The 20487-nt window shown below is 60.5% G+C and carries 21 protein-coding genes; 8 read left to right on the top strand and 13 right to left on the bottom strand.

What is annotated here, in order from left to right:
- Positions 1-17 precede the first annotated feature (17 nt).
- From guaD to uraH, 10 genes are all read right to left on the bottom strand, one after another.
- A complete protein-coding gene (gene guaD, locus ASE94_RS18630; protein ID WP_062631583.1) occupies positions 18-1319 on the bottom strand; it encodes a guanine deaminase in 1302 nt (433 codons plus the stop codon).
- Positions 1316-2542, bottom strand: a complete 1227-nt coding sequence (locus ASE94_RS18625) for a urate hydroxylase PuuD (RefSeq protein ID WP_062631582.1) — start codon at positions 2540-2542, stop codon at positions 1316-1318. The genes guaD and ASE94_RS18625 overlap by 4 nt, the downstream gene beginning before the upstream one ends.
- Before the next feature lie 197 nt (positions 2543-2739).
- On the bottom strand, positions 2740-3825 hold the full coding sequence (locus ASE94_RS18620) for a BMP family ABC transporter substrate-binding protein (RefSeq protein ID WP_062631581.1): 1086 nt from the start codon (positions 3823-3825) through the stop codon (positions 2740-2742).
- A 55-nt stretch (positions 3826-3880) separates the two neighbouring features.
- Positions 3881-4804, bottom strand: a complete 924-nt coding sequence (locus ASE94_RS18615; protein ID WP_062631580.1) for an ABC transporter permease — start codon at positions 4802-4804, stop codon at positions 3881-3883.
- On the bottom strand, positions 4804-5886 hold the full coding sequence (locus ASE94_RS18610; RefSeq protein ID WP_062631579.1) for an ABC transporter permease: 1083 nt from the start codon (positions 5884-5886) through the stop codon (positions 4804-4806). Before ASE94_RS18610 ends, ASE94_RS18615 begins: the two co-directional genes overlap by 1 nt.
- Positions 5870-7402, bottom strand: a complete 1533-nt coding sequence (locus ASE94_RS18605) for an ABC transporter ATP-binding protein (protein WP_062631578.1) — start codon at positions 7400-7402, stop codon at positions 5870-5872. The genes ASE94_RS18610 and ASE94_RS18605 overlap by 17 nt, the downstream gene beginning before the upstream one ends.
- Before the next feature lies 1 nt (position 7403).
- A complete protein-coding gene (xdhC, locus tag ASE94_RS18600; protein WP_062631577.1) occupies positions 7404-8261 on the bottom strand; it encodes a xanthine dehydrogenase accessory protein XdhC in 858 nt (285 codons plus the stop codon).
- Between the two features lie 196 nt (positions 8262-8457).
- Positions 8458-10788: a xanthine dehydrogenase molybdopterin binding subunit gene (gene xdhB / locus ASE94_RS18595; protein ID WP_062631576.1), complete on the bottom strand. Its 2331-nt coding sequence runs from the start codon at positions 10786-10788 to the stop codon at positions 8458-8460.
- Positions 10788-12254 (bottom strand): xanthine dehydrogenase small subunit, encoded by a 1467-nt coding sequence (gene xdhA, locus ASE94_RS18590; protein ID WP_062631575.1) that lies wholly within the window; start codon positions 12252-12254, stop codon positions 10788-10790. The genes xdhB and xdhA overlap by 1 nt, the downstream gene beginning before the upstream one ends.
- A 3-nt stretch (positions 12255-12257) precedes the next feature.
- Positions 12258-12611, bottom strand: coding sequence for a hydroxyisourate hydrolase (gene uraH / locus ASE94_RS18585; protein ID WP_062631574.1), 354 nt, complete (start codon positions 12609-12611; stop codon positions 12258-12260).
- A gap of 154 nt (positions 12612-12765) precedes the next feature.
- On the opposite strand from uraH, the gene ASE94_RS18580 reads away from it, so the two are divergent.
- Both ASE94_RS18580 and puuE read left to right on the top strand, forming a co-directional pair.
- The gene (locus ASE94_RS18580) at positions 12766-13749 is read left to right on the top strand and encodes a LysR family transcriptional regulator (RefSeq protein WP_062631573.1); all 984 of its coding nucleotides are present in this window, start codon (positions 12766-12768) and stop codon (positions 13747-13749) included.
- Between the two features lie 65 nt (positions 13750-13814).
- Entirely contained in the window at positions 13815-15233 is a 1419-nt protein-coding gene (puuE, locus tag ASE94_RS18575; RefSeq protein WP_062631572.1) for an allantoinase PuuE, read from the top strand.
- Positions 15234-15252: 19 nt separating this feature from the next.
- On the opposite strand, the gene ASE94_RS21060 is transcribed toward puuE, so the two are convergent.
- Positions 15253-15399: a hypothetical protein gene (locus tag ASE94_RS21060; protein WP_156352217.1), complete on the bottom strand. Its 147-nt coding sequence runs from the start codon at positions 15397-15399 to the stop codon at positions 15253-15255.
- Between the two features lie 57 nt (positions 15400-15456).
- Positions 15457-15945: an SRPBCC family protein gene (locus ASE94_RS18570; RefSeq protein WP_062631571.1), complete on the bottom strand. Its 489-nt coding sequence runs from the start codon at positions 15943-15945 to the stop codon at positions 15457-15459.
- A 52-nt stretch (positions 15946-15997) separates the two neighbouring features.
- Between ASE94_RS18570 and ASE94_RS18565 the strand changes: the two genes are divergently transcribed.
- From ASE94_RS18565 to ASE94_RS18545, 5 genes are all read left to right on the top strand, one after another.
- A complete protein-coding gene (locus ASE94_RS18565; protein WP_062631570.1) occupies positions 15998-16327 on the top strand; it encodes a helix-turn-helix domain-containing protein in 330 nt (109 codons plus the stop codon).
- Positions 16328-16394: 67 nt separating this feature from the next.
- A complete protein-coding gene (locus ASE94_RS18560) occupies positions 16395-17213 on the top strand; it encodes a bifunctional allantoicase/(S)-ureidoglycine aminohydrolase (protein ID WP_062631569.1) in 819 nt (272 codons plus the stop codon).
- Between the two features lie 15 nt (positions 17214-17228).
- On the top strand, positions 17229-17735 hold the full coding sequence (locus tag ASE94_RS18555; RefSeq protein ID WP_062631568.1) for an ureidoglycolate lyase: 507 nt from the start codon (positions 17229-17231) through the stop codon (positions 17733-17735).
- A gap of 69 nt (positions 17736-17804) precedes the next feature.
- Complete coding sequence (locus tag ASE94_RS18550) at positions 17805-18557, top strand: META domain-containing protein (protein WP_062631567.1); 753 nt, start codon at positions 17805-17807, stop codon at positions 18555-18557.
- A gap of 3 nt (positions 18558-18560) precedes the next feature.
- Positions 18561-19184, top strand: coding sequence for a nucleoside deaminase (locus ASE94_RS18545; protein WP_061910397.1), 624 nt, complete (start codon positions 18561-18563; stop codon positions 19182-19184).
- 120 nt (positions 19185-19304) lie between these two features.
- Here ASE94_RS18545 and ASE94_RS21055 read toward each other — a convergent pair whose 3' ends face one another.
- Positions 19305-19451: a hypothetical protein gene (locus ASE94_RS21055; protein ID WP_156352216.1), complete on the bottom strand. Its 147-nt coding sequence runs from the start codon at positions 19449-19451 to the stop codon at positions 19305-19307.
- A 221-nt stretch (positions 19452-19672) separates the two neighbouring features.
- On the opposite strand from ASE94_RS21055, the gene otsB reads away from it, so the two are divergent.
- Complete coding sequence (gene otsB / locus ASE94_RS18540; protein WP_200913711.1) at positions 19673-20461, top strand: trehalose-phosphatase; 789 nt, start codon at positions 19673-19675, stop codon at positions 20459-20461.
- Positions 20462-20487: the final 26 nt, after the last annotated feature.

The following is a 20487-nucleotide window of genomic DNA, read 5'->3' as shown; positions in this document are numbered from 1 at the left end:
GGCCATCGCAGGCGGCGTCACAACCCGCCTAAAGTGGACTTCGCCCTTGCGCCTGCCACATAGACTTCGGCGATCGCGCGGTCGTCGCCCAGCGTTTGCAGGACGAACATTTCCTCGACCAGCGTCTCGACACTCCCCATCCGCATCCGCATAGTCGGCGTCGCTCGCGCATCGAGCACAACTAAATCAGCCGCCCGCCCCGGCGCCACACTGCCGATTTTCTCTGCCAATCCAAGCGCCTCCGCATTGCCGCGCGTCGCCAGATGAAACGACGCCAGCGGATTAAAACTCTGCTTCCGCAACTGCAAAATCTTGAAGGCTTCGTCCATGGTCTTCAGCATGGAAAAGCTGGTCCCTGCCCCAATGTCGGTCGCAAGCCCAATGCGCACGCCATGCTTGAGGAGCCGCTCGCGGTCAAAAAGCCCCGAGCCGAGGAACAGATTCGACGTCGGGCAAAATACCGCCACCGACCCGGTCTCAGCAATCACTGCTGTCTCACGATGATTGAGATGGATCGAGTGGCCTAGAAGCGTTTTGGATCCCAGAAGCCCATAGCGCTCATAAATTCCAGTATAGTCCGGTGCCTCGGGAAAGAGCTCCATCGAATAGGAGATTTCGGCGTCGTTTTCGCTAAGATGGGTCTGCACGTAAGTGTCGCCGTGTTCAGCAACGAGCGCCTGCGCCATCTCCAACTGCGCAGGCGTCGAAGTGATCGCAAAGCGCGGCGAGATAGCATAGAGCCCCCTGCCCCGCCCATGCCAGCGCGCGATCAGCGCCTTGGTGTCGTCATAGCCAGACTGCGCCGTGTCGAGCAGATCGTCCGGCGCATTGCGATCCATCATCACCTTGCCGCCAACCATCAGCATATTACGCCGTTGCGCTTCGGCAAAGAAGGCGTCGACCGAACGCGGATGGCTTGAGCAATAAGCGACAGCCGTCGTCGTCCCATGCCGGATCAGCGCGTCATAAAAATCGACCGCAACCGCGTCCGCATGCCCCTGCTGGGAAAACTTCTGTTCCTCGATGAAGGTATAGGTATTGAGCCAATCGAGCAGCGACCCGGCATAAGACGCCATCATCTGGCTCTGCACATAATGGAGGTGCATGTCGATGAAGCCGGCCATGATCAGGTTCGGCCGATGGTCGACGATCACTGATCCAGCCGTATCGGCTTCGGCAAAATCACCGACGGCAATGATGGCGCCATTCTGGATGCTGACCGCGCCGTCTTCGAGATAAAGATAGCTACCCGTATCGTCGATGCCTTCGGGCGCCCGATGAAAACTGAGGACCCGCCCACGCAGGATCGTACGGCTCACGAGCCCGAACCCTCACGGAACCACTGAACGAGAATAGCCCTCTCCTCAGGCGTCATCTCGGTGACATTGCCCGGCGGCATGGCATGGGCATAGCCCGCCTGCATGGCGACATCCTTGGCATGGTTGGCAATGGCGATGTCATTATCGAGAATGACATTCTTCGGCGCCTCATAGACTCCTGGCCAAACCGGCTCGGCCGTATGGCACATGGAGCATCGCGTCTGAATTGTCTGGCTCGCCAGCTTGAAATGCTCAGTTGCCATGAACCGCTCGCCGGTCGCGCTGGCAACTGCTGGCGTATCGATGCCCGGCAATTTTGGCGCCGTCGAGAGCCAGGCAATGGTGATGAAGAGAATGACCGCAACAGCCCAGGTCCAGTGCGGATCGCCCTTCCGCGCGTGGCGGGTGTTGAAATAGTGCCGGATGACGACGCCGACGAGGAAGATCAGCGAGGCGATGATCCAGTTCCACTGCGTTGCAAAGGCCAGCGGATAGTGGGACGAGAGCATGAAGAAGATGACGGGCAGCGTCAGGTAATTATTGTGGAGTGAGCGCTGCTTGGCGATCTTGCCATATTTGGCGTCGGGCACCCGGCCCGCCTTCAAATCCGCCACCACGATCTTCTGATTGGGAATAATGATCATGGCCACGTTGGCCGCCATGATGGTCGCAGTAAACGCGCCCATGTGCAGCATCGCCGCGCGTCCGGTGAAGAGCTGCGTATAGCCCCAGCTTGCCGCGACGAGAATGGCGAACAGCACCAGCATCAGTCCGGTCGTCGATTGCCCGATCTTGGATTTGCAAAGCGCGTCGTAAAGCACCCAGCCTAGGACGATCGACCCGATCGAGAGCAGGATCGCGCCCCAGCTCGGAATGTCGAGCACATTGCGATCAACGAGATAGAGGTCGGCACCGACGTAGTAAATGAGCGCGAGCAGCGTGGCACCGCTCATCCAGGTCCAGTAGCTTTCCCATTTGAACCAGGTCAGGTGTTCGGGCAAAAACTCCGGCGCCACCAGATATTTGTTGATGTGATAAAACCCGCCCCCATGCACCTGCCACTCCTCGCCATGAGCCAGCGGCGGCAGGCTCGGCGTCTTGCGCAGGCCCAAGTCGAGCGCGATGAAATAGAACGAAGACCCGATCCAGGCGATGGCTGTAATGACGTGCAACCAACGCACGGCAAACATCAGCCACTCATAGAAAATTGCCAGATCGCCCATATTTCACCTCAACCACCGGGCCTCCCCTCGCCCCTTGTGGGAGAGGGTGGATCGCGCGCAGCGCGAGACGGGTGAGGGGTATACCTCAGCCATCGCAACCCCTCATCCGGCGCTACGCGCCACCTTCTCCCACATGGGGAGAAGGGAGAGGTCAGAGCGAGGGGCAGCACGCCGCCTCTCGCGATTCCAGCAAGACGTTACGCCGGCTGTTCGACGCCTTCGACATACCAGTCCATGCTCAGCAGCTCGGCGTCTGTCATGACGACGCCAGCGGCAACGCGCTCGGTGCCGGTGTTGTCCTTGATCGGGCCGGTGAAGATATGGAAGGAGCCGTCGATCTGCCCATTCTTGACCTCATCAGCGGCAGCGCGAACGTCTTCCGGCACCTTGGCGCCATATGGCCCCATCTGCACGACGTCTTCCTTGAGACCTTCCCAGGTATTGCCCGGCGTCCACGTCCCAGCCAGAACGGCTTCGGCGGAGGCAAGGTAATGCGGGCCCCAATGGTCGATGATCGCGGTAAGCTGGGTGTCGGGCGCAAAGGCCGACATGTCGGCACCCTGGCCGAAGCCACCAACGATCCCGCGCTCCGCAGCAACCTGCAGGGCTGCTGGGCCGTCGGTGTGCTGGGCAACGATATCGATGCCCTGGTCGATCATGGCGCGGGCCGCGTCAGCTTCCTTGGCCGGGTCGTTCCAGGTCGAGATATAGACCGGCTTGACGGTGAATTCTGGATTGATGCGACGGCCGCTCAGTGCCAGTGCGTTGATGCCCATGACCACTTCCGGGATCGGGAATGAGCCGATGTACCCGGCCTTTCCGGTCTTCGACATGTGGCCAGCGATCGTGCCGCAAACCGCACGACCTTCATAGAAGCGCGCATTGTATAGGCCGATATTCGGGCCGTTCATGTAGCCGGTGGCGTGCTCGAAAGCGATATCCGGGAACTGCGCAGCAACCTTGACCACCGAGTCACCGAAGCCGAAGCTCGTAGCGAAGATCAGCTGGCAGCCCTGCTGGGCCAGTTCGCGAAGGACTCGTTCGCAGTCCGGGCCTTCCGGCACGTTCTCGACGAATACGGTCTCGACCTTATCGCCGAGCTGTTCTTCGACGTAGATACGGCCCTGGTTGTGGGCATAGTTGTAGCCGTTGTCGTTGATCGAACCGACATAGATGAAGCCGATCTTGACCTTTTCGAGCTGCGCGAAGGCGCGCGAGCCCAAGAGCGGCAGCGCCAAGGCGGCGCCGCCGACTTTGACGAATGTACGACGCGAAAGTGTCATCTGATGTTTCTCCTGACTGACGTTCCTTGATCGAGATGATCGTTCCAATGTCATCTCAATTGGCGGGCAAGAACGGCTTGCCGAGGCAAGCCGGTGCATTGGTAGACGCATCGCGGCGGAGCGAAATCAGCACCAGCACGACGACGGTCGCGATATAGGGAAGAGCGGCCCAAAGCTCGGACGGCACGGCGCTCAGCGGCCCGCCGCCAGCCTTGGCATAAAGCTCGGTGGTCATGACAAGGCCGAAGAGATAAGCGCCACCCAATAGGCGGAAGGGTTTCCACGAGGCGAACACGACAAGCGCGACCGCAATCCAGCCGCGCCCCGCCGTCATCCGCTCAGCCCATTGCGGGGTGAGCAGCAGCGGGAAACAGGCTCCCGCGATACCGGCCATGGCGCCGCCAAACATGACGGCGAGATACCGTACCCCGATCACCGAATAGCCGATCGAATGCGCGGATTGGTCATTCTCACCGACGGCCCGCAGGATCAGGCCCGCGCGCGTTTTGTGGAGGAAATACCAGATGGCGACGACCATCACGAAGGAGAAGTAAACCGGGAACGAGTAGCCAAAGATGACGCGCCCGATTGGATTGGCATAGAATTCGGCAGGAAAGAGCGGCTGCATCAGCGTCACCGGACGCGCCGAATAGGACGATCCGGCAAGCGCCGAAAAGCCAGTCCCGAAAATCGTCAGAGCCAGCCCCGTTGCCGTCTGATTGGCCGAGAGCGAAAGCGTCAAAAAACCAAAGATCAGTGATGCCGCTGTCCCTGCCGCGGCGCCGCAGAGCAGCGCCAGGTATGGATTACCGGTGTGGAACTGCACGACAAAGCCAGCGATCGCGCCGATCAGCATCATGCCCTCGACGCCGAGATTGAGCACCCCTGCCTTCTCGACGACCAATTCGCCTAACGCTGCGATCAGAATGGGGGTCGATGCACCAACGACCGTGATCAGAATTGCGAGCGCCAGTTCCATTATGCCGCTCCCACTGATGGTTGCGGCGACACGCGACGCAACCGGTACTTGATCAGAATATCGCCGGCCAGAAGGAAGAACAGCATCATGGCCTGGAAAATACCGGTCGCCGCATTGGGCAGGCCAATGGTGGTCTGCGCGACTTCACCACCAACGAATGTGATGGCCAGCACAATGCCCGCAACGATGACACCCAGCGGATTGAGCCGTCCCAGGAACGCGACGATGATGGCGGTAAATCCGTAATTGGTCGGAAAGCCCGGCACCATGCGCTGGAAGGGACCCGCCACTTCCAGAACACCGGCGAGCCCGGCCAATCCGCCGCTCACCAGCATGGCGAGCCAAATGGTTTTGTTCTCGGAAAACCCGCCATAGCGCGCCGCATGAGGCGCAGCGCCAACGACGCGCATCCGATAGCCAAATACCGACCTCGTCATGATGAACCACGCGACGATCCCAACGAGAACTGAAATCGGTACGCCAAGATGCACAATTGTCCCCGGAATGATCGTCGGCAGGCGCGCCGCTTCCGAAAAAAGCCGCGTCTGCGGAAAGCCCATGCCCATGGGGTCCTTCCAGGGCGCGCGGATCAGATAATAGATCAACTGCACGGAAGCATAGGTGAGCATCAGGCTCGTCAGGATTTCGTTGACGTTGAGCCGTGTGCGCAGCAGCGCCGGGATAGCCGCATAAGCCATGCCCCCAAGCATGCCAGCCAGCACCATCAGCGGCAGGATCCACCAGCCGGTCATGCCATAGGTCAGGAGAGCGATGCCCGTGCCCGCTAGCCCACCAATAACATACTGCCCCTCGGCGCCGATGTTCCAGACATTGGCGCGATAGGCGATGGACAGGCCGACGCCGATGATGATCAGCGGCGCCGCCTTGATCCCCAGATCCTGCCACTTGTAGCTATTGGTCAGTGGCGTCAGGAAAATCTCGCGCACCGCTCCCATGCCATCATAGCCGATTAGCGAAAAGATCACCGCGCCGACGACCATGGTCAGGACCACGGCGACCACCGGCGTGATGTAGATCATAGCCTTGGACGGCTCGCGACGCTTCTCAAGCCGGAATTGCATGATCTGCCTCCGAGGCTCCGTGCACGCCACCCATCAGGAGACCAATCTCCTCTATGCTGAAATCCTTGACCGGCTTGGCGGCACTCAGATGTCCCATATTGATCACCGCCAGCGTGTCGCAGAGCGCCCGCAATTCATCGAGATCCTGGCTGATCACCACGATCGCCGAACCTGCCGAGGCGAGATCGACCAAAGCCTGGTGTATGGCCGCTGCCGCGCCCGCATCGACACCCCAGGTCGGCTGGCTCACCACCAGTACCGAAGGCTTCTGCAGAATTTCGCGGCCCATAATGTACTTCTGCAAGTTTCCGCCGGACAGCGATCCCGCCGTCGAACTCGGACCCAGCGCCTTGACGGCAAAATCGGCAATGACCTTGCCCGTATAGGTCTTGGCCGCGCCCGAATTGATCAGGCCCATGACGACCATGCCGAGCCGGTCGCGCGCCGTCAGCACCGAATTGTCCGCCAGCGAAAAATCACCCACCGCCGCATGACCATTGCGCTCTTCGGGCACCGCGCAAAGCCCGCGCTTGCGGCGCTCCGTCGTGTTCATCATCCCGATGCCAAAACCATCGATGGTGATGGCCTCGCGATCGTCGCCAATGATCTCGCCCGAAAGCGCATCGAGCAGCGCATTCTGCCCATTGCCCGCCACACCCGCGACCCCGAGGATTTCCCCGGCGCGAACGGTGAAGCTGACATTGTCGACAGGCACGTCGAAATGCCCTGTTTTATTGGTGCGTAGACGATTGACGACGAGCTTAGGCTGACCAAAGGCCCTGCCCTCTGCCTTGACGATATCCTTCAACCCGCTGCCGATCATCTTCTCGGCCATCGAGCGGCTAGTCTCCTGCTTGGGATCGCAGATATCAACCAGCTTGCCGCCGCGCAGGATCGTCGCCGTATCGCAGAGCACTTTGATTTCATGCAGCTTGTGCGAAATGTAGAGGATCGAACATCCTTCGGCTGCGAGCTTGCGCAAGACGGTGAAAAGCTGCTCCACCTCCTGCGGCGTCAGCACCGAAGTCGGCTCGTCCATGATCAGCAATTGCGGATTGAGCAGCAGCGCGCGGACGATTTCGATGCGCTGGCGTTCGCCGACCGAGAGTGTGGCAACTGTCCGGTGCGGATCGAGCACTAGCCCATAGGTTTGCATCACCTCGCGGATACGGCCCTCAAGCTCGCGCGAGGGAATTTTGGCATCCATGCCGAGTGCGATGTTCTCCAGCACCGTCAGCGCTTCGAACAGCGAGAAATGCTGAAACACCATGCCGATGCCAAGCTTTCGCGCGGCCTTGGGGTTGGGCACCACGATGGACTCGCCATTCCAGCGGATTTCGCCGGCGTCGGGCTGCATGATGCCATAGATCATCTTGACGAGGGTGGATTTGCCGGCGCCATTTTCGCCGAGGAGCGCGTGGATTTCGCCGGGTTTAACCGCGAACGATACCTGATCATTGGCCAAAACGCCGGGAAACTGCTTGGTAATGCCGGTCAGTTCGAGCCGATTGGGCATGTCAAAGTCCACTCACCACCCCCTGTTTTTCGGGGATAGGCACCTGCCCGTCCAAAGCTTCCCGTTGCCCAATTTGGACCATAATTTCGGCCGCCGCTAGTGCCGCAATGACGGATGGACGTTTATCCCCAAGCCCTTGTGCGCCTACGGGTAACACCAAGCGATCCAACGCAGCCCTGTCGCCCCCTTGCTCGAGAAACCAGCTCGCGAATTTCGCGCGCTTCGTCTTCGAGCCAACCATGCCGACATAGGGGCTGTCGAGCCGGCTGAGCGCCTCATTGGCGATCAAGAAATCGAGCGCATGGTCATGGGTCATGATCACAAAAGCGCTGCCGCGCGGCGCGGCGCGGACCACGGCCTCGGGCATCGCCACACGCCGATGCGCGATCCCGGGCGCCAAGAGATCAAGCTCCTCCTGTCGCGTATCGATCACCTCCATGCGGACCGGCAGCAGTGAAAGGATCTGCGCCAGCACCCGTCCAACGTGGCCAGCGCCAAAAACATAAACCTGAGGCGTCAGCGCATCCTCGGCCATCGTCCGCGCCACGACCTCCCGGCGGATCGCAGCATCCGCGAAGCGGAGAGACACCATGACCCGACCGCCGCAACACTGGCCAATCTCGGGCCCGAGCGGCACATCCATAGCTTCTTCGGCCCGCCCTTCGGCGATCAGCCGCCGCGCATGGTCGATGACCATATATTCTAGCGCCCCGCCACCGATGGTCCCGAAGATCGCGCCCAGGGCCACCAGCATAAATGTCCCCTGTTCGCGCGGCGAGGACCCGCGCACGGAGGTCAATTCGCAGGCGATGATGTCGGGGTTGGCAGCGAGGAAGGCTTCGAGGGCGGTGGAGGTCATGGCACGGCACCCTCAATCACCCACCGCGTCATTCCCGCGAAAGCGGGAATCTCGTAGCGGCAAATGGGATTCCCGCTTTCGCGGGAATGACGCTGAGACAGTTTAAATGTCGTGCGACGCCATTTACAAAAGCGCGATGCTGTCCCTCCCCCTACCAGGGGGAGGCTAGGTGGGGGTAAATCCACACGCACCGTTCTCACCCCCGCGCCTCCCGCTTCATCCGCTCGACGCCCATCAGCACCCGCTCCGGCGTCACCGGCATATCGAGCTGTGGCGCGACGGTGTAATCCGCCACACTCGCCACTGCCATGCCCAGCGCTTCGGGCACACTCATCGCCAACATGAAAGGCGGCTCGCCCACGGCCTTCGATCGCCCAATCGTCGGCTCCTTGTTCACGGACCACTCCGCCAGCTTCACATTGAAAATCGGCGGCACATCTGATGCCAGCGGGATCTTGTACGTCGAGGGCGCATGGGTCCGCAGTTGCCCCTTGGCATCCCAGACCAGCTCTTCCGTCGTCAACCACCCCATGCCCTGCACAAAGGCGCCCTCAACCTGGCCCAGATCGATCGCCGGGTTCAGCGACTTGCCGACATCATGCAAAATGTCGACGCGGTCGACGGTATATTCCCCCGTCAGCGTATCGATCGTCACTTCGCTGACCGAAGCGCCATAGGCAAAATAATAGAACGGATGCCCGCGACCCGTCGCCCGATCCCAGTGAATTTTCGGGGTCTGATAAAACCCAGCCGCCGAAAGCTGCACGCGGTTCATGAATGCCGACATGGCCAACTCGGCAAACGGCACGAATTTCGCGCCGGCCTGAAGGCCACCCTGCACCCATTCGCACTCGGCTTCGCTCACCTGATGCAATTTCGCGGCATGCGTCAGCAGCCGCTCCTTGATCTGCCGGCACGCGTCATAAGCCGCCGCACCATTGAGATCTGACCCCGACGAAGCCGCCGTCGCGGACGTGTTCGGCACCTTGCCCGTCGACGTCGCCATGATCTTGACCGTGTCGAGGTTCACCCCGAACGCATCGGCCACCACCTGTGCCACCTTGATATAGAGCCCCTGCCCCATCTCGGTGCCACCATGGCTCAGATGGATCGATCCATCTTTATAAACATGCACCAGCGCGCCGGCCTGATTGTACCAAGTCGCCGTAAAGGAAATGCCGAACTTCACCGGCGTCAGCGAAATGCCCTTCTTGAGCACCACATTGGTTTTGTTGAACTCCAGAATGGCCGCGCGGCGCGCAGAATAGTCCGATGACGCCTCAAGCTCATCCACGATCCGGTGGATGATATTGTCCTCCACCACCTGATGGTAAGGCGTCACATTGTCGGTATCGGTGCCATAGAAATTGGCCTTGCGAATATCGAGCGGATCCTTGCCCAGCGCATAGGCGATATCTTCGATCCAGCGCTCCGCCCCCACCATGCCCTGCGGCCCACCAAAGCCACGGAAAGCCGTATTGGAAACGGTATTGGTATAAAGCGGCTCCGACCGCGCTCGCACCGCTGGATACCAATAGGCATTGTCGCAATGGAATAGCGCGCGATCCGTCACCGGCCCCGACAGGTCCGACGAATACCCCGCGCGCGCGCCATAGACCGCATCCACCGCATGGATTTTCCCGGTCTCATCGTAGCCGACGTCATAATCGACCACAAAATCGTGCCGCTTGCCCGTCGCGCTCATGTCGTCGTCGCGGTCAGGACGGATCTTGCAAGCCCTGTTCCACTTCTTGGCCGCCAGCGCCGCCACCACGGCAAACAGGTTCCCCTGCGTTTCCTTGCCGCCAAAGCCACCGCCCATGCGACGAACATTAACAGTGACAGCATTGTGCCGAATGCCCAGCGCCTGCGCGACGATTAGCTGAATTTCGCTCGGATGCTGGGTCGAAGAAAAGAGCGTAACGTCCTCGTCCTCGCCTGGCACCGCCAGGGCGATCTGCCCCTCGAGATAAAAGTGATCCTGCCCGCCAATGGTGATCGCACCCTTTGCCCGACGCGGTGCGCCCGCCAGCCCAGCCTTCACATCCCCGCGCTCAAGCTTGAGCGGCGGGGTGACCAGCTTGCCGCCAGCCGCCTGCGCCGACCGCACATCGGTGAAAAACGGCAGCTCCTTGTAGTCGATTTTGGCAAGATGCGTTGCACGTCGCGCCTGATCGCGCGTCTCGGCGACCACCGCGAAAACCGGCTGCCCCCAGAAATGCACCACCCCATCGGCGAAAACCGGCTCGTCATGCATATGCGCCGAGCTGATATCCAGCACGCCCGGCACATCGTCATTGGTCAGAACGCCAATAACTCCAGGCGCCGCAAGCACCGCCGAAAAGTCCATGCCGGCGATCTCGGCATGCGGCTTGGTCGACAGCGCCAGATAGGCATGCATCGTGCCCACTGGCTCGATCATGTCGTCGATATATTCCGCCGTACCCGTGACGTGCTTCGGCCCACTATCGTGCCGGGTATTGGTATGCATTACGGCGAGGCTGATGGGCGCAGCATGCTTGTTCATCACGCCACCTCACGCTTCAGCCGCACATCCTGCCCCGAAACATCGAGGAAGAAGCGTTTGAGCAAATTCTGGGCCGTGAGCAGCCGATAGTCGGCCGAAGCGCGCATATCGCTGATCGGCTGATAATCCTCGGCAAAAGCCGAAACGGCCGCTTCGATGGTTTCCATCGTCCAGGACTTGCCAACCAGCGCGGCCTCGACCGCCTTGGCCCGCTTCGGCGTCGCCGCCATGCCGCCAAAGGCAATCCGAGCCATGCCGACTACACCGGCATCGCTGACAAAAACCCGGAACGATCCGCACAGCGCCGAAATATCTTCCTCCCGGCGCTTGGAAATTTTATAGGTCGCAAACTTTTCGCCCGCCGGCAGCAGCGGCAGCGTTACGCTTTCGACGAACTCACCCGGCTGCCGATCCTGTTTGCCATAGGCGACGAAGTAATCTTCGAGCTTGATTTCGCGCCGATGCTCGCCGCGACGCAGACTGAGCTTTGCTCCCAGCGCAATGAATGGCGGCGGCGTATCCCCAATCGGCGAACCATTGGCGATATTGCCGCCAATCGTCCCCATATTGCGGATCTGCTCGCCGGCAATCCTGTTCCAAAGCTCCCCGAGCTGCGGGAAGTTCGCCTGAATGACCGGGAGCGCTTCCGAGTATGAGACGCCAGCGTAAAACCGCACTTCGCTGGCGTTCTCGGCGATGCGCTTCAATTCCTGCAGGTGACCGATAAAGATCACCGGCCCGATATTGCGCATGAATTTCGTCACCCACAGCCCGACATCGGTCGAGCCGGCAACGATCCGCGCATTGGGGTTGGCCTCATAAACGGCAGCGAAATCGTCGAGGCTCGCCGGGATGATGATCTGCTTGTCACCCTCGCCAATGACGACGCGCCGCCCATCATTCAGCGCCTTGATCGTGTCCTTGACCGCGATCCGTTCGGCCCAAAGCACATCGCCCTGCGGCTGCCCATAGGTGCCCATGGCCTCGCCCGCGCGAATGATCGGCGCATAACCGGTGCAGCGACAAAGATTGCCCTGCAGCGCCTTCTCGATCGCTGGTCGCGTCGGGCTCGGGTTCCGCATCCACAGCCCATAAAGGCTCATCACAAAACCCGGTGTGCAGAACCCGCACTGCGACCCGTGGTGATCCACCATCGCCTGCTGCACTGGATGCAGCGCGCCATTCTCGCCGCGCAGGTGCTCGATGGTGACGACATGCGTCCCATGCAAACTTCCGACGAAACGGATACACGCCGTCACCGAGTCATAAATGACCTCGTCGCCCATCAACCGGCCGACCAGCACCGTGCACGCTCCGCAATCGCCCTCGGCACAGCCTTCCTTCGAGCCGCGCAAACGTCGCTCCAGCCGCAGCCAATCGAGCAGCGTCAGATCAGGTGCGACATCGGTGAGGGTGACTTCTTCGCCATTGAGGAGGAACCGAATGGCATCAGCAACCTCGACCATGGCTCAGCTCCCCCGATAGGTGGAGTATGAAAAGGGGCTCACCAGCAGCGGCACGTGATAGTGCTTGTCCTCGGAAATCGTAAAGCGGATCGGCACGACATCGAGGAACGGCGTTTCGATCTCGACCCCAATGCGCTCAAAATACTGCCCGACATGAAAGCGGATTTCGAACTCGCCCTGCTGGAACTGATCGTCCGCGAGGAGCGGCTGATCCACCCGGCCGTCGGCATTGGTATAGCTGTCGCCAAGGTGATGCGTGTGGTCGCCATGCACAAAGTGCAGTTCGAGCCGCATGCCGCGCGCCGGCTTGCCCGCCATCGTGTCGAGAACGTGAGTGGTGAGGCGTCCGCCGGCCATATGCTGCTCCTAAGCACACCGTCCGAACGTAGGGCGTTTCGGAGCGGCATGCGCAATTCGTTTCCCCGAAGAGCACCATAGAACTGCGATTCTGCTCTTGATACTCTCAAATTGGGAGCACTATGCTGCCGAAACGGCAACAACAAGTCCCACGATGACCGACAAGAGCCCGACAGCCGATCGCCCCCGCGAACACGCGCTTTCTGCGGGCCTGCTCGCCCGCGTGTTCCATCAACCGTCGCTTCTTTATTTCAACGCGGTCGCCACCCACCTGTCGATCCGTGAAGCCGCCCGCCGACTCAACGTGGCCTCGTCGGCCGTCACGCGCCAGGTTGCCCAGCTCGAAGATGCCCTCGGCATCACCCTCTTTCTCCGCGACAAGCGCCGCATGCGCCTTTCCCCTGCCGGCGAAATCCTCTTTCGCCATTCGCGCCGCCTCGCCGCACCAATGGAAGCCGCAGTCTCCGAAATCGAACTCCTCCGCGGCGTCCGTGCCGGCGTCGTACGCATCGGCACCGTCGAAAGCGTCGGCCTCTCCTTCCTGCCGCGCCTGATCTCAGATTTCGGCCAGCGCTATCCGCGCCTCACCATCGATCTCTCGATCATATCCTCGAGCGAAGTGGTCGAACGCCTCGTCGAAGAGCGCATCGACATCGGCTTTGGCTTCATCTCCAAGCCGCCTCGTCAGATCGACATCGCCTTCCGCCGCGATGTCCATATCGGGGCCGTCATGGTCCCAAGCCATCCTTTGGCCTCGGCCGAAAACCTAACCATGGACCAGTGCCTCGATCACGCTGTCGCGGTCGCCCGGCCCGAAATCTCCATCCGCGAAGTCATAGAGCCCTTCCTCCGCCGCCCGGGCCTCGCGCTGCCTCCGATGGTGGAAGTCAATTCCATCCGCATGCTGGTCGAATTGGCCTTGGGCGGCCATTACCTCTCGATCATGACCCCTATCGGCGCACAAAACGAAATCGCCGACGGCCGCCTGATCTTCAAACCGCTGCACGATCCCGATCTTCCGACGAACCGCTTCGGCATCCTCGTCCGCACCGGTAGCGCGCTTCATCTCGCCCCCGCCATCTTCTTCGATCACGCCAAAAGCTACTTCGATGGATTGCAACTGCCCGGTGCAATCTGACGACTGGTAAAATCACCCGTCCTGCGCTTACCCTGCCCTCAACGACACCGACGCATGAGACAGTGATGAACCGCTACCCCCGCGACATGCAAGGCTACGGCCGCAATGCCCCAAATGCCAACTGGCCCGGTGGTGCCCATGTCGCGGTGCAATTCGTGCTCAATTACGAAGAAGGCGGGGAGAACAACATCCTTCATGGCGACGCGGCCTCAGAGGCCTTCCTCGTCGACGTCCTCGGCGCCGCCCCCTGGCCCGGCCAGCGCCACGCCAATGTCGAAAGCATGTACGAATACGGCGCCCGCGCCGGTTTCTGGCGGCTCCATCGCATGTTCACCGAGGCCGCACTCCCCGTCACCATCTATGGCGTCGCCACCGCCCTGATGCGCGCGCCCGCGCAACTCGCCGCCATGCAGGACGCCGGCTGGGAAATCGCCTCACACGGCTACAAGTGGGTTCAGCACAAGGACATGTCGCTCGATGAAGAGCGCAGCCAGATCGCCGAGGCCGTGCGACTTCATACGCTGGCCACCGGCTCCCGCCCCCTCGGCTGGTACACCGGCCGCTCCTCGCTCAACACGGTCGACCTCGTCGCCGACTATGGTGGCTTTGCCTATATCTCGGACACCTATGACGACGACCTGCCCTATTGGAAAGTCATCCACGGCCACCCTCAGCTCATCATCCCCTATTCCCTCTCGACCAATGACATGCGCTTCGTCACCGGCCCCGGCTTCGACAATGGCGAGGAATACTTCCAGTTTTTGAAGGACACTTTTAACTGCCTCTACGCCGAAGGCCAAGCCGGCAGCCCCAAGATGATGTCGCTGGGCCTTCACTGCCGCCTCGTCGGCCAACCCGGCCGCTTCCAGGGCCTTAAAAAGTTCGTTGATTACATCAAGACTTTTGACAAAGTCTGGGTCCCGACGCGCCTCGATATCGCCCGCCATTGGATGCAAGAACATCCCTACACCGCGCCCAAAGTCACCCCCAGCCTGCTCCCCAAAGACGAGTTTGTCACCCGTTACGGATCGATCTTCGAACACTCGCACTGGATCGCCGAACGCGCCTGGGAAAGCGAACTTGCCCCCGCCAACGACACCGCCATCGGCCTCCACTTCGCGCTCCGCACCCAGTTCCGCATGGCAACGCCGGAAGAACGTCTCGCAGTTCTCCGCGCTCACCCCGATCTCGCCGGAAAACTCGCTGCTGCGCAGCGCCTGACCGCAGACTCCACCGCCGAGCAGGCCTCAGCTGGCCTCGACGCCCTGACCGATGCCGAGCGCGAAAAGTTTACCGCGCTCAACAATGCCTATACCCAAAAATTTGGGTTCCCCTTCATCGTCGCCGTCCGCGACCACGATAAGGCGAGCATTCTCGCCAATTTCGAAAAGCGCCTCGCCAATTCGGCGCAAGATGAATTCGACACCGCCTGCGCGCAGGTCGAACGCATCGCGCTGCTGCGCCTCAAGGCCATCCTGCCCTGAGCCACCCTGGAATGGCGGCCTACCCGTTCATATCGTCGGGGTCAGCGTCGAATTGAGGTTCGTCGCTGAATAGGCCCATGAACAAGGCCAGCGCTGCCAACCACGGCAGATGATGCTGCAGCCAGGTAGAGGATCCGACGAAAAGCGACACGCTTGGGTTACTCATGCCTTCAACCATCAGACCAAAAGTTGAAAATTTGGTAACCCTAATCGAACCTTAGCGCTATTTGTAGAAGCCCGCGCGCAGGTTGATCCCGTGCTCGACATAGACTTTCAGCGCGCACAGCATTCCCGTCCACCCCTCGCAATTGCCATAGGACGCCTTCTGCGCCGCCGCGTTATCGCGCCAACCGCTTTCGTGGATCGTCACCAGCGTCCGACCATCGTCCAGCCCGGCAAAGCTCATCGTCACCGTGGTCTCGTATTGCCCTGCTTCGTCATTACCATCCGCTGCACCCCATCGCAGGACGATCTTTTCGTCAGGCACGACCTCGACCACATGGACAGGAAACGCGCCGGGAAAATCGTGAAAATCCCAAGTCACCACGGCGCCGGTCTCAAGCCGCCCTTTCGCGCCGCCTGTCGTAAAATACCCCGACAATTCCTTGGGATTAGCCACTGCCTCGAACACCTCGTGTACCGGCTTGCTGATCCGTCCGGATACAGAAAATTCCGGGCTCGGACGCGGCCCCTTGCTCACGACTGCACGCATATTTCTCACTCCTCCGCTTGACCCACAAAACCATATGTTATAAAAATATAACATGTCAACCGACGACCAAGACGATCTGATTTTCAAGGCTCTGAGCCACCGCATCCGGCGGCGCATGCTTGATGTTTTGAAGACCGAACCCGCGACCACTGGCACGCTCTGCTCTGCGTTCCCCGAGCTCGATCGCTGCACGATCATGCAACACCTAGGCGTTCTCGAAGCAGCCGGTCTCGTCATTGCCGAGCGCCGCGGTCGCGAGCGCTGGAACCACCTCGATGCCCTGCCCGTCCACGCCATCCACGAGCGTTGGATCGGCCCATACGCCGCCTATGCCGCGTCCATGTTCAGCAGGCTTGAGAAGAACCTAGCCCTCAGCGAATAAGAGGCATGGCCTCATCCGTCGTTCCGCTCTAATCTTTTCCGGAATCGTCCAGAATTGACCCGAGCTCATGGTAACGACCTACGCCTCACCCATCGCCGGCCTGCCGACCCAGATGGCCCTCCACACCGGCCGTGCCACCTTCACCGAGGCCTATGCCCTGATCCCGCACGGGGTGATGCGCGACATCGTAACATCCTACCTGCCCCATTGGCGCGAGACCCGGCTCTGGGTCATCGCGCGCCCCATGTCCGGTTTTGCCGAAACCTTCTCGCAATACATCGTGGAAGTCCTGCCGGGCGGCGGGTCCGAACGGCCTGAGGAAAACCCGGAAGCCGAAGGCGTCCTTTTCGTCGTCGCCGGCCAGATCAACATCACGATCGACGGTCAGACGCATACGCTCAAGGAGGGTGGCTACGCCTTCCTGCCGCCCGGCTGCAAGTGGTCCCTCACCAATCATGCGACCGATCCGGCCCGCTTCCATTGGGTACGCAAACGCTATGAAGTCGTCGACGGTATAGACATCCCCCCGCCCTTCGTCACCAACGAGCAGGACCAGCCCATCCGCTGGATGCCGGGCACCAAGGACACCTGGGGCACGACGCGCTTCGTCGAGCCCACCGACCTCCGCCACGATATGCACGTCAATATCGTCACGCTCGAACCCGGCGCGGTCATTCCCTTCGAGGAAACCCACGTCATGGAACACGGCCTCTATGTGCTCCAGGGCAAGGCGGTCTATCGGCTCAATCGCGACTGGGTCGAGGTCGAGCCCGGCGATTTCATGTGGCTCCGGGCCTTCTGCCCCCAGGCCTGCTATGCCGGTCCCGAGCGCTTCCGCTATCTGCTTTATAAGGACGTCAACCGCCACGCCAAGCTGCCGTTCTGAGCCGAGGAAACCGGAATGACCGACACCATCTTCATCGAGCCGCTGACGCCAGATGCCTTCGCCCTCTTCGGTCAGGTCATCCAGACGGAAGGCGCGCACCACTATCCGATAAATGCCGGCAAGACCGAACGCTTCCATGATCTTGCCCGCGTCGAACTCGGCGGCGTCCATCCCCGTCCACTGATCTCGATCTTCCGCGGCCAGCCTTACGCTTTGCCGCTCAGCCTCACGCTTGTCGAGCGTCACCCCCTCGGCAGCCAGGCATTCTATCCCCTCGGCGACGCCCACTGGCTGGTCATCGTTGCCGAGGACGAGAGCGGCACGCCGATCAATATCCGCGCCTTCCGCCCCGGCCCAGGCCAAGGCGTCAACATCGCCATGAACACCTGGCACGGCGTGCTGACGACGCTCGATAAAGAGAGCGATTTCCTCGTCGTCGACCGCGGCGGCGACGGAAATAATCTTGAGGAGCACGTTTTCGCAGACCCCCTCATCGTCACCCATCGCGAACAGGGCGCTTAACCCCAAGCGCCACTTTGCCTCGCCAACGTCCTGCCGACCCGCTACGCTAAAACGATAGGGAGGATTGCCATGCTCACCCGGCTTATCTCGATCGTTATGTCGCTTCTGCTGCTGTCGAGCTCAGCCTTTGCGCAGAGCCTGTCGCTGACCGGCGAAGTCACCTATCGTGAACGGATGGCGCTTCCCGCTGGCGCAAGCCTTTACATCGGCCTCGTCACCTTGCCCGATGGCCGCCCGGTCCTTGGTGCCGGCTCCTCCGTTCCCTCAGGCGCCCAGCCGCCGCTCCAATTCGCGCTGGCCATCCGCTCGGATCTGACCGGGTCGAAAAAATCCTATGGCCTCGTCGCCGATATCCGCCTCGGTAGTACCATCCTCTTCCGCAACGACGTCGCCGTGCCGGTAGATCTCAACTCGCCATCGCCAACGACAATCGTCGTCTCGCGTTACACGGGTGCCCAACCCGTCGTTGAACCTGTCATCGAAACCGGTCTCATCGGTGCAACCTGGCAGGTCACCAGCATAGCGGGAACGCCCGTCTCTGGCAGCCGCCCCATAACACTCTCCATCGCGTCCGATCTGCGCGTGGATGGTCATGCCGGATGCAACGATTATTTCACGCAAGCCACGATCGAGAGCGGCGGCCTCCAGTTTGGGCTGCCTGCATCGACCAAAAAGGCCTGTAGTGCCGACCTCATGGCGCAGGAACGGGCCTTCTTCGCGGCTCTTGACGCCACCGCGTCTTATGATCTCACTGATGATAGCCTGCGCCTTCTCGATGGCGCGGAGATTCCGTTAATCGGTCTGATCAAGGCCAAGGAGTAGATTTTGGAAACGACCCGCCTTCTCCAGCGCTTTCTCGATGTCATCGAGCACGACATCGTGCCGAAAACCGCGAGGGGAGTGGCCGCAGGCAACAAGCTGTTCGGCGCGGCGATCCTCCGCAAGTCTGACCTGTCGCTGGTGATCGCCGAAACCAATAACGAAACCGAAAATCCGCTTTGGCATGGCGAAATGCACGCCATCAAAAAGTTCTTTGAATTGCCCGAAGATCAGCGGCCCGCAACCAAGGACTGCATATTCCTCACGACCCACGAGCCTTGCTCGCTCTGCCTATCCGGCATCACCTGGGCAGGCTTCGACAATTTCTATTATCTCTTCACCTACGAAGACAGCCGCGACAGCTTCGCAATTCCCTACGACATTCAAATCCTACAGTCGGTTTATGCCGTCCCTGATCCTGATCGCGACAAAGTGCCGGATGAGCGCCCGCTCTATAACCGAGAGAACGCTTTCTTCAAAAGCCGGTCGATTGGTGAATTGCTGGCAAGTCTTGATCGCGGACAGCGCGAAGAACTGCTCGCGCGGGTCGACGATCTACGGGCCGCTTATGGGGATTTGTCGTCGATCTATCAGCGCGACAAAGGCAGCAAAGGCATTCCGCTTGCCTGAGTTTTGCGCAGCGACTTCAACGGTCGCCTGACCAACGTTTCGATCCCAGCGCATTTTGGCATGGGAATAACGACCCGAAACAATTCAGGTCGTTGAAGCTCGCTTTGCGTTGCGCTCGCCTTATTCATTGCTCCCTACCGCAATTTGCGCATCCGTCACCGGCATTTCCGCAAACGAAGCCGCTAATGTTATGAAGCTCAGCGCCGCAACGAAGAGAGCGGTCAGCATCAGTTGCGACTGAACGGGCTTGGTGAGCATAGGACGCATTTGTTCTGGTAATCCCTCAACTTAGTCCGAACCGAGCTGTTCACCGGTTCGCGATCATAAAACGCAACAAAAGGCATATCGCTCCCAACCTGAGGTGATCACGAACGCGTGATTTAGATTTCGTTCATATTCCCGCCACGTGCATGTCTGCCGTGTGGCGCGAACTTTTCTTCTCCCGTGGCGTTAGGTCTCATGAGCCGTAATCCGAAGTGAGAGAAGTTATGAACGAAATGCTAATTCGGAATGGCGCCGAGCTGCCCGCGCTGGCCATCTTCACCGACTTCGACGGCACTCTAGTCGAAATCGCCGAGCGGCCGGATGCAGTTGTGGTGCCGAGCGATCTTGCAGAGCAGCTTGAGCGCGCCACCCAGGAATTTGACCACGCCTTTGCCGTCATAACCGGACGCGAAATCTCCGACATCGATCGCTTCCTGTCCCCACTCCATCTTCCCGTCGCCGGAGCGCACGGTTCGCAGCGCCGTCGCGCCGATGGCTCGATGGAAGAGCTGGACGAAGAGCTGATCGTCGGCGCCGAAAAGATCGCTCGCGCTATCGAGCCGCTCGCCATGGCGCATCCCGAACTGATCATCGAGCCCAAGGCCGGCGCAGTGGCTCTTCATTTCCGTCAGGCGCCGGAGCTTGAAGGCGATTGCCTCCGCGCGATGGAAGAGGTGCTGGAAAGCCATCCGCAATATTCCCTCGTGCCCGGCAAAATGGTGCTCGAAGCGCGTCCTGCAGCCTTCGACAAGGGCGCCGCGCTGCGCGCTTTCATGGAAGAAGAACCCTTCAAGGGCCGCACGCCGATCTTCATCGGTGATGACCGGACCGATGAAGATGCGTTCCTCGCCGCTCAGGAACTTGGTGGCGTCGGCATCAAGCTCGGCGCCGGTGAGACATCAGCCCGTCTTCGCATTGCCGATGTTGCTTCAGTCCACGCACTGATCCGTGGCCTCACCGATATGGCGCATCGCGACGATGCACCGATCCTGGCGGACACGACGGCCAACTGATCCGAGGTGTCGATTACAGCCTGAAA

This window comes from Devosia sp. Leaf64 (assembly GCF_001421945.1).
GTDB lineage: Bacteria > Pseudomonadota > Alphaproteobacteria > Rhizobiales > Devosiaceae > Devosia.
This window is presented reverse-complemented; position numbering and strand designations above follow the sequence as displayed.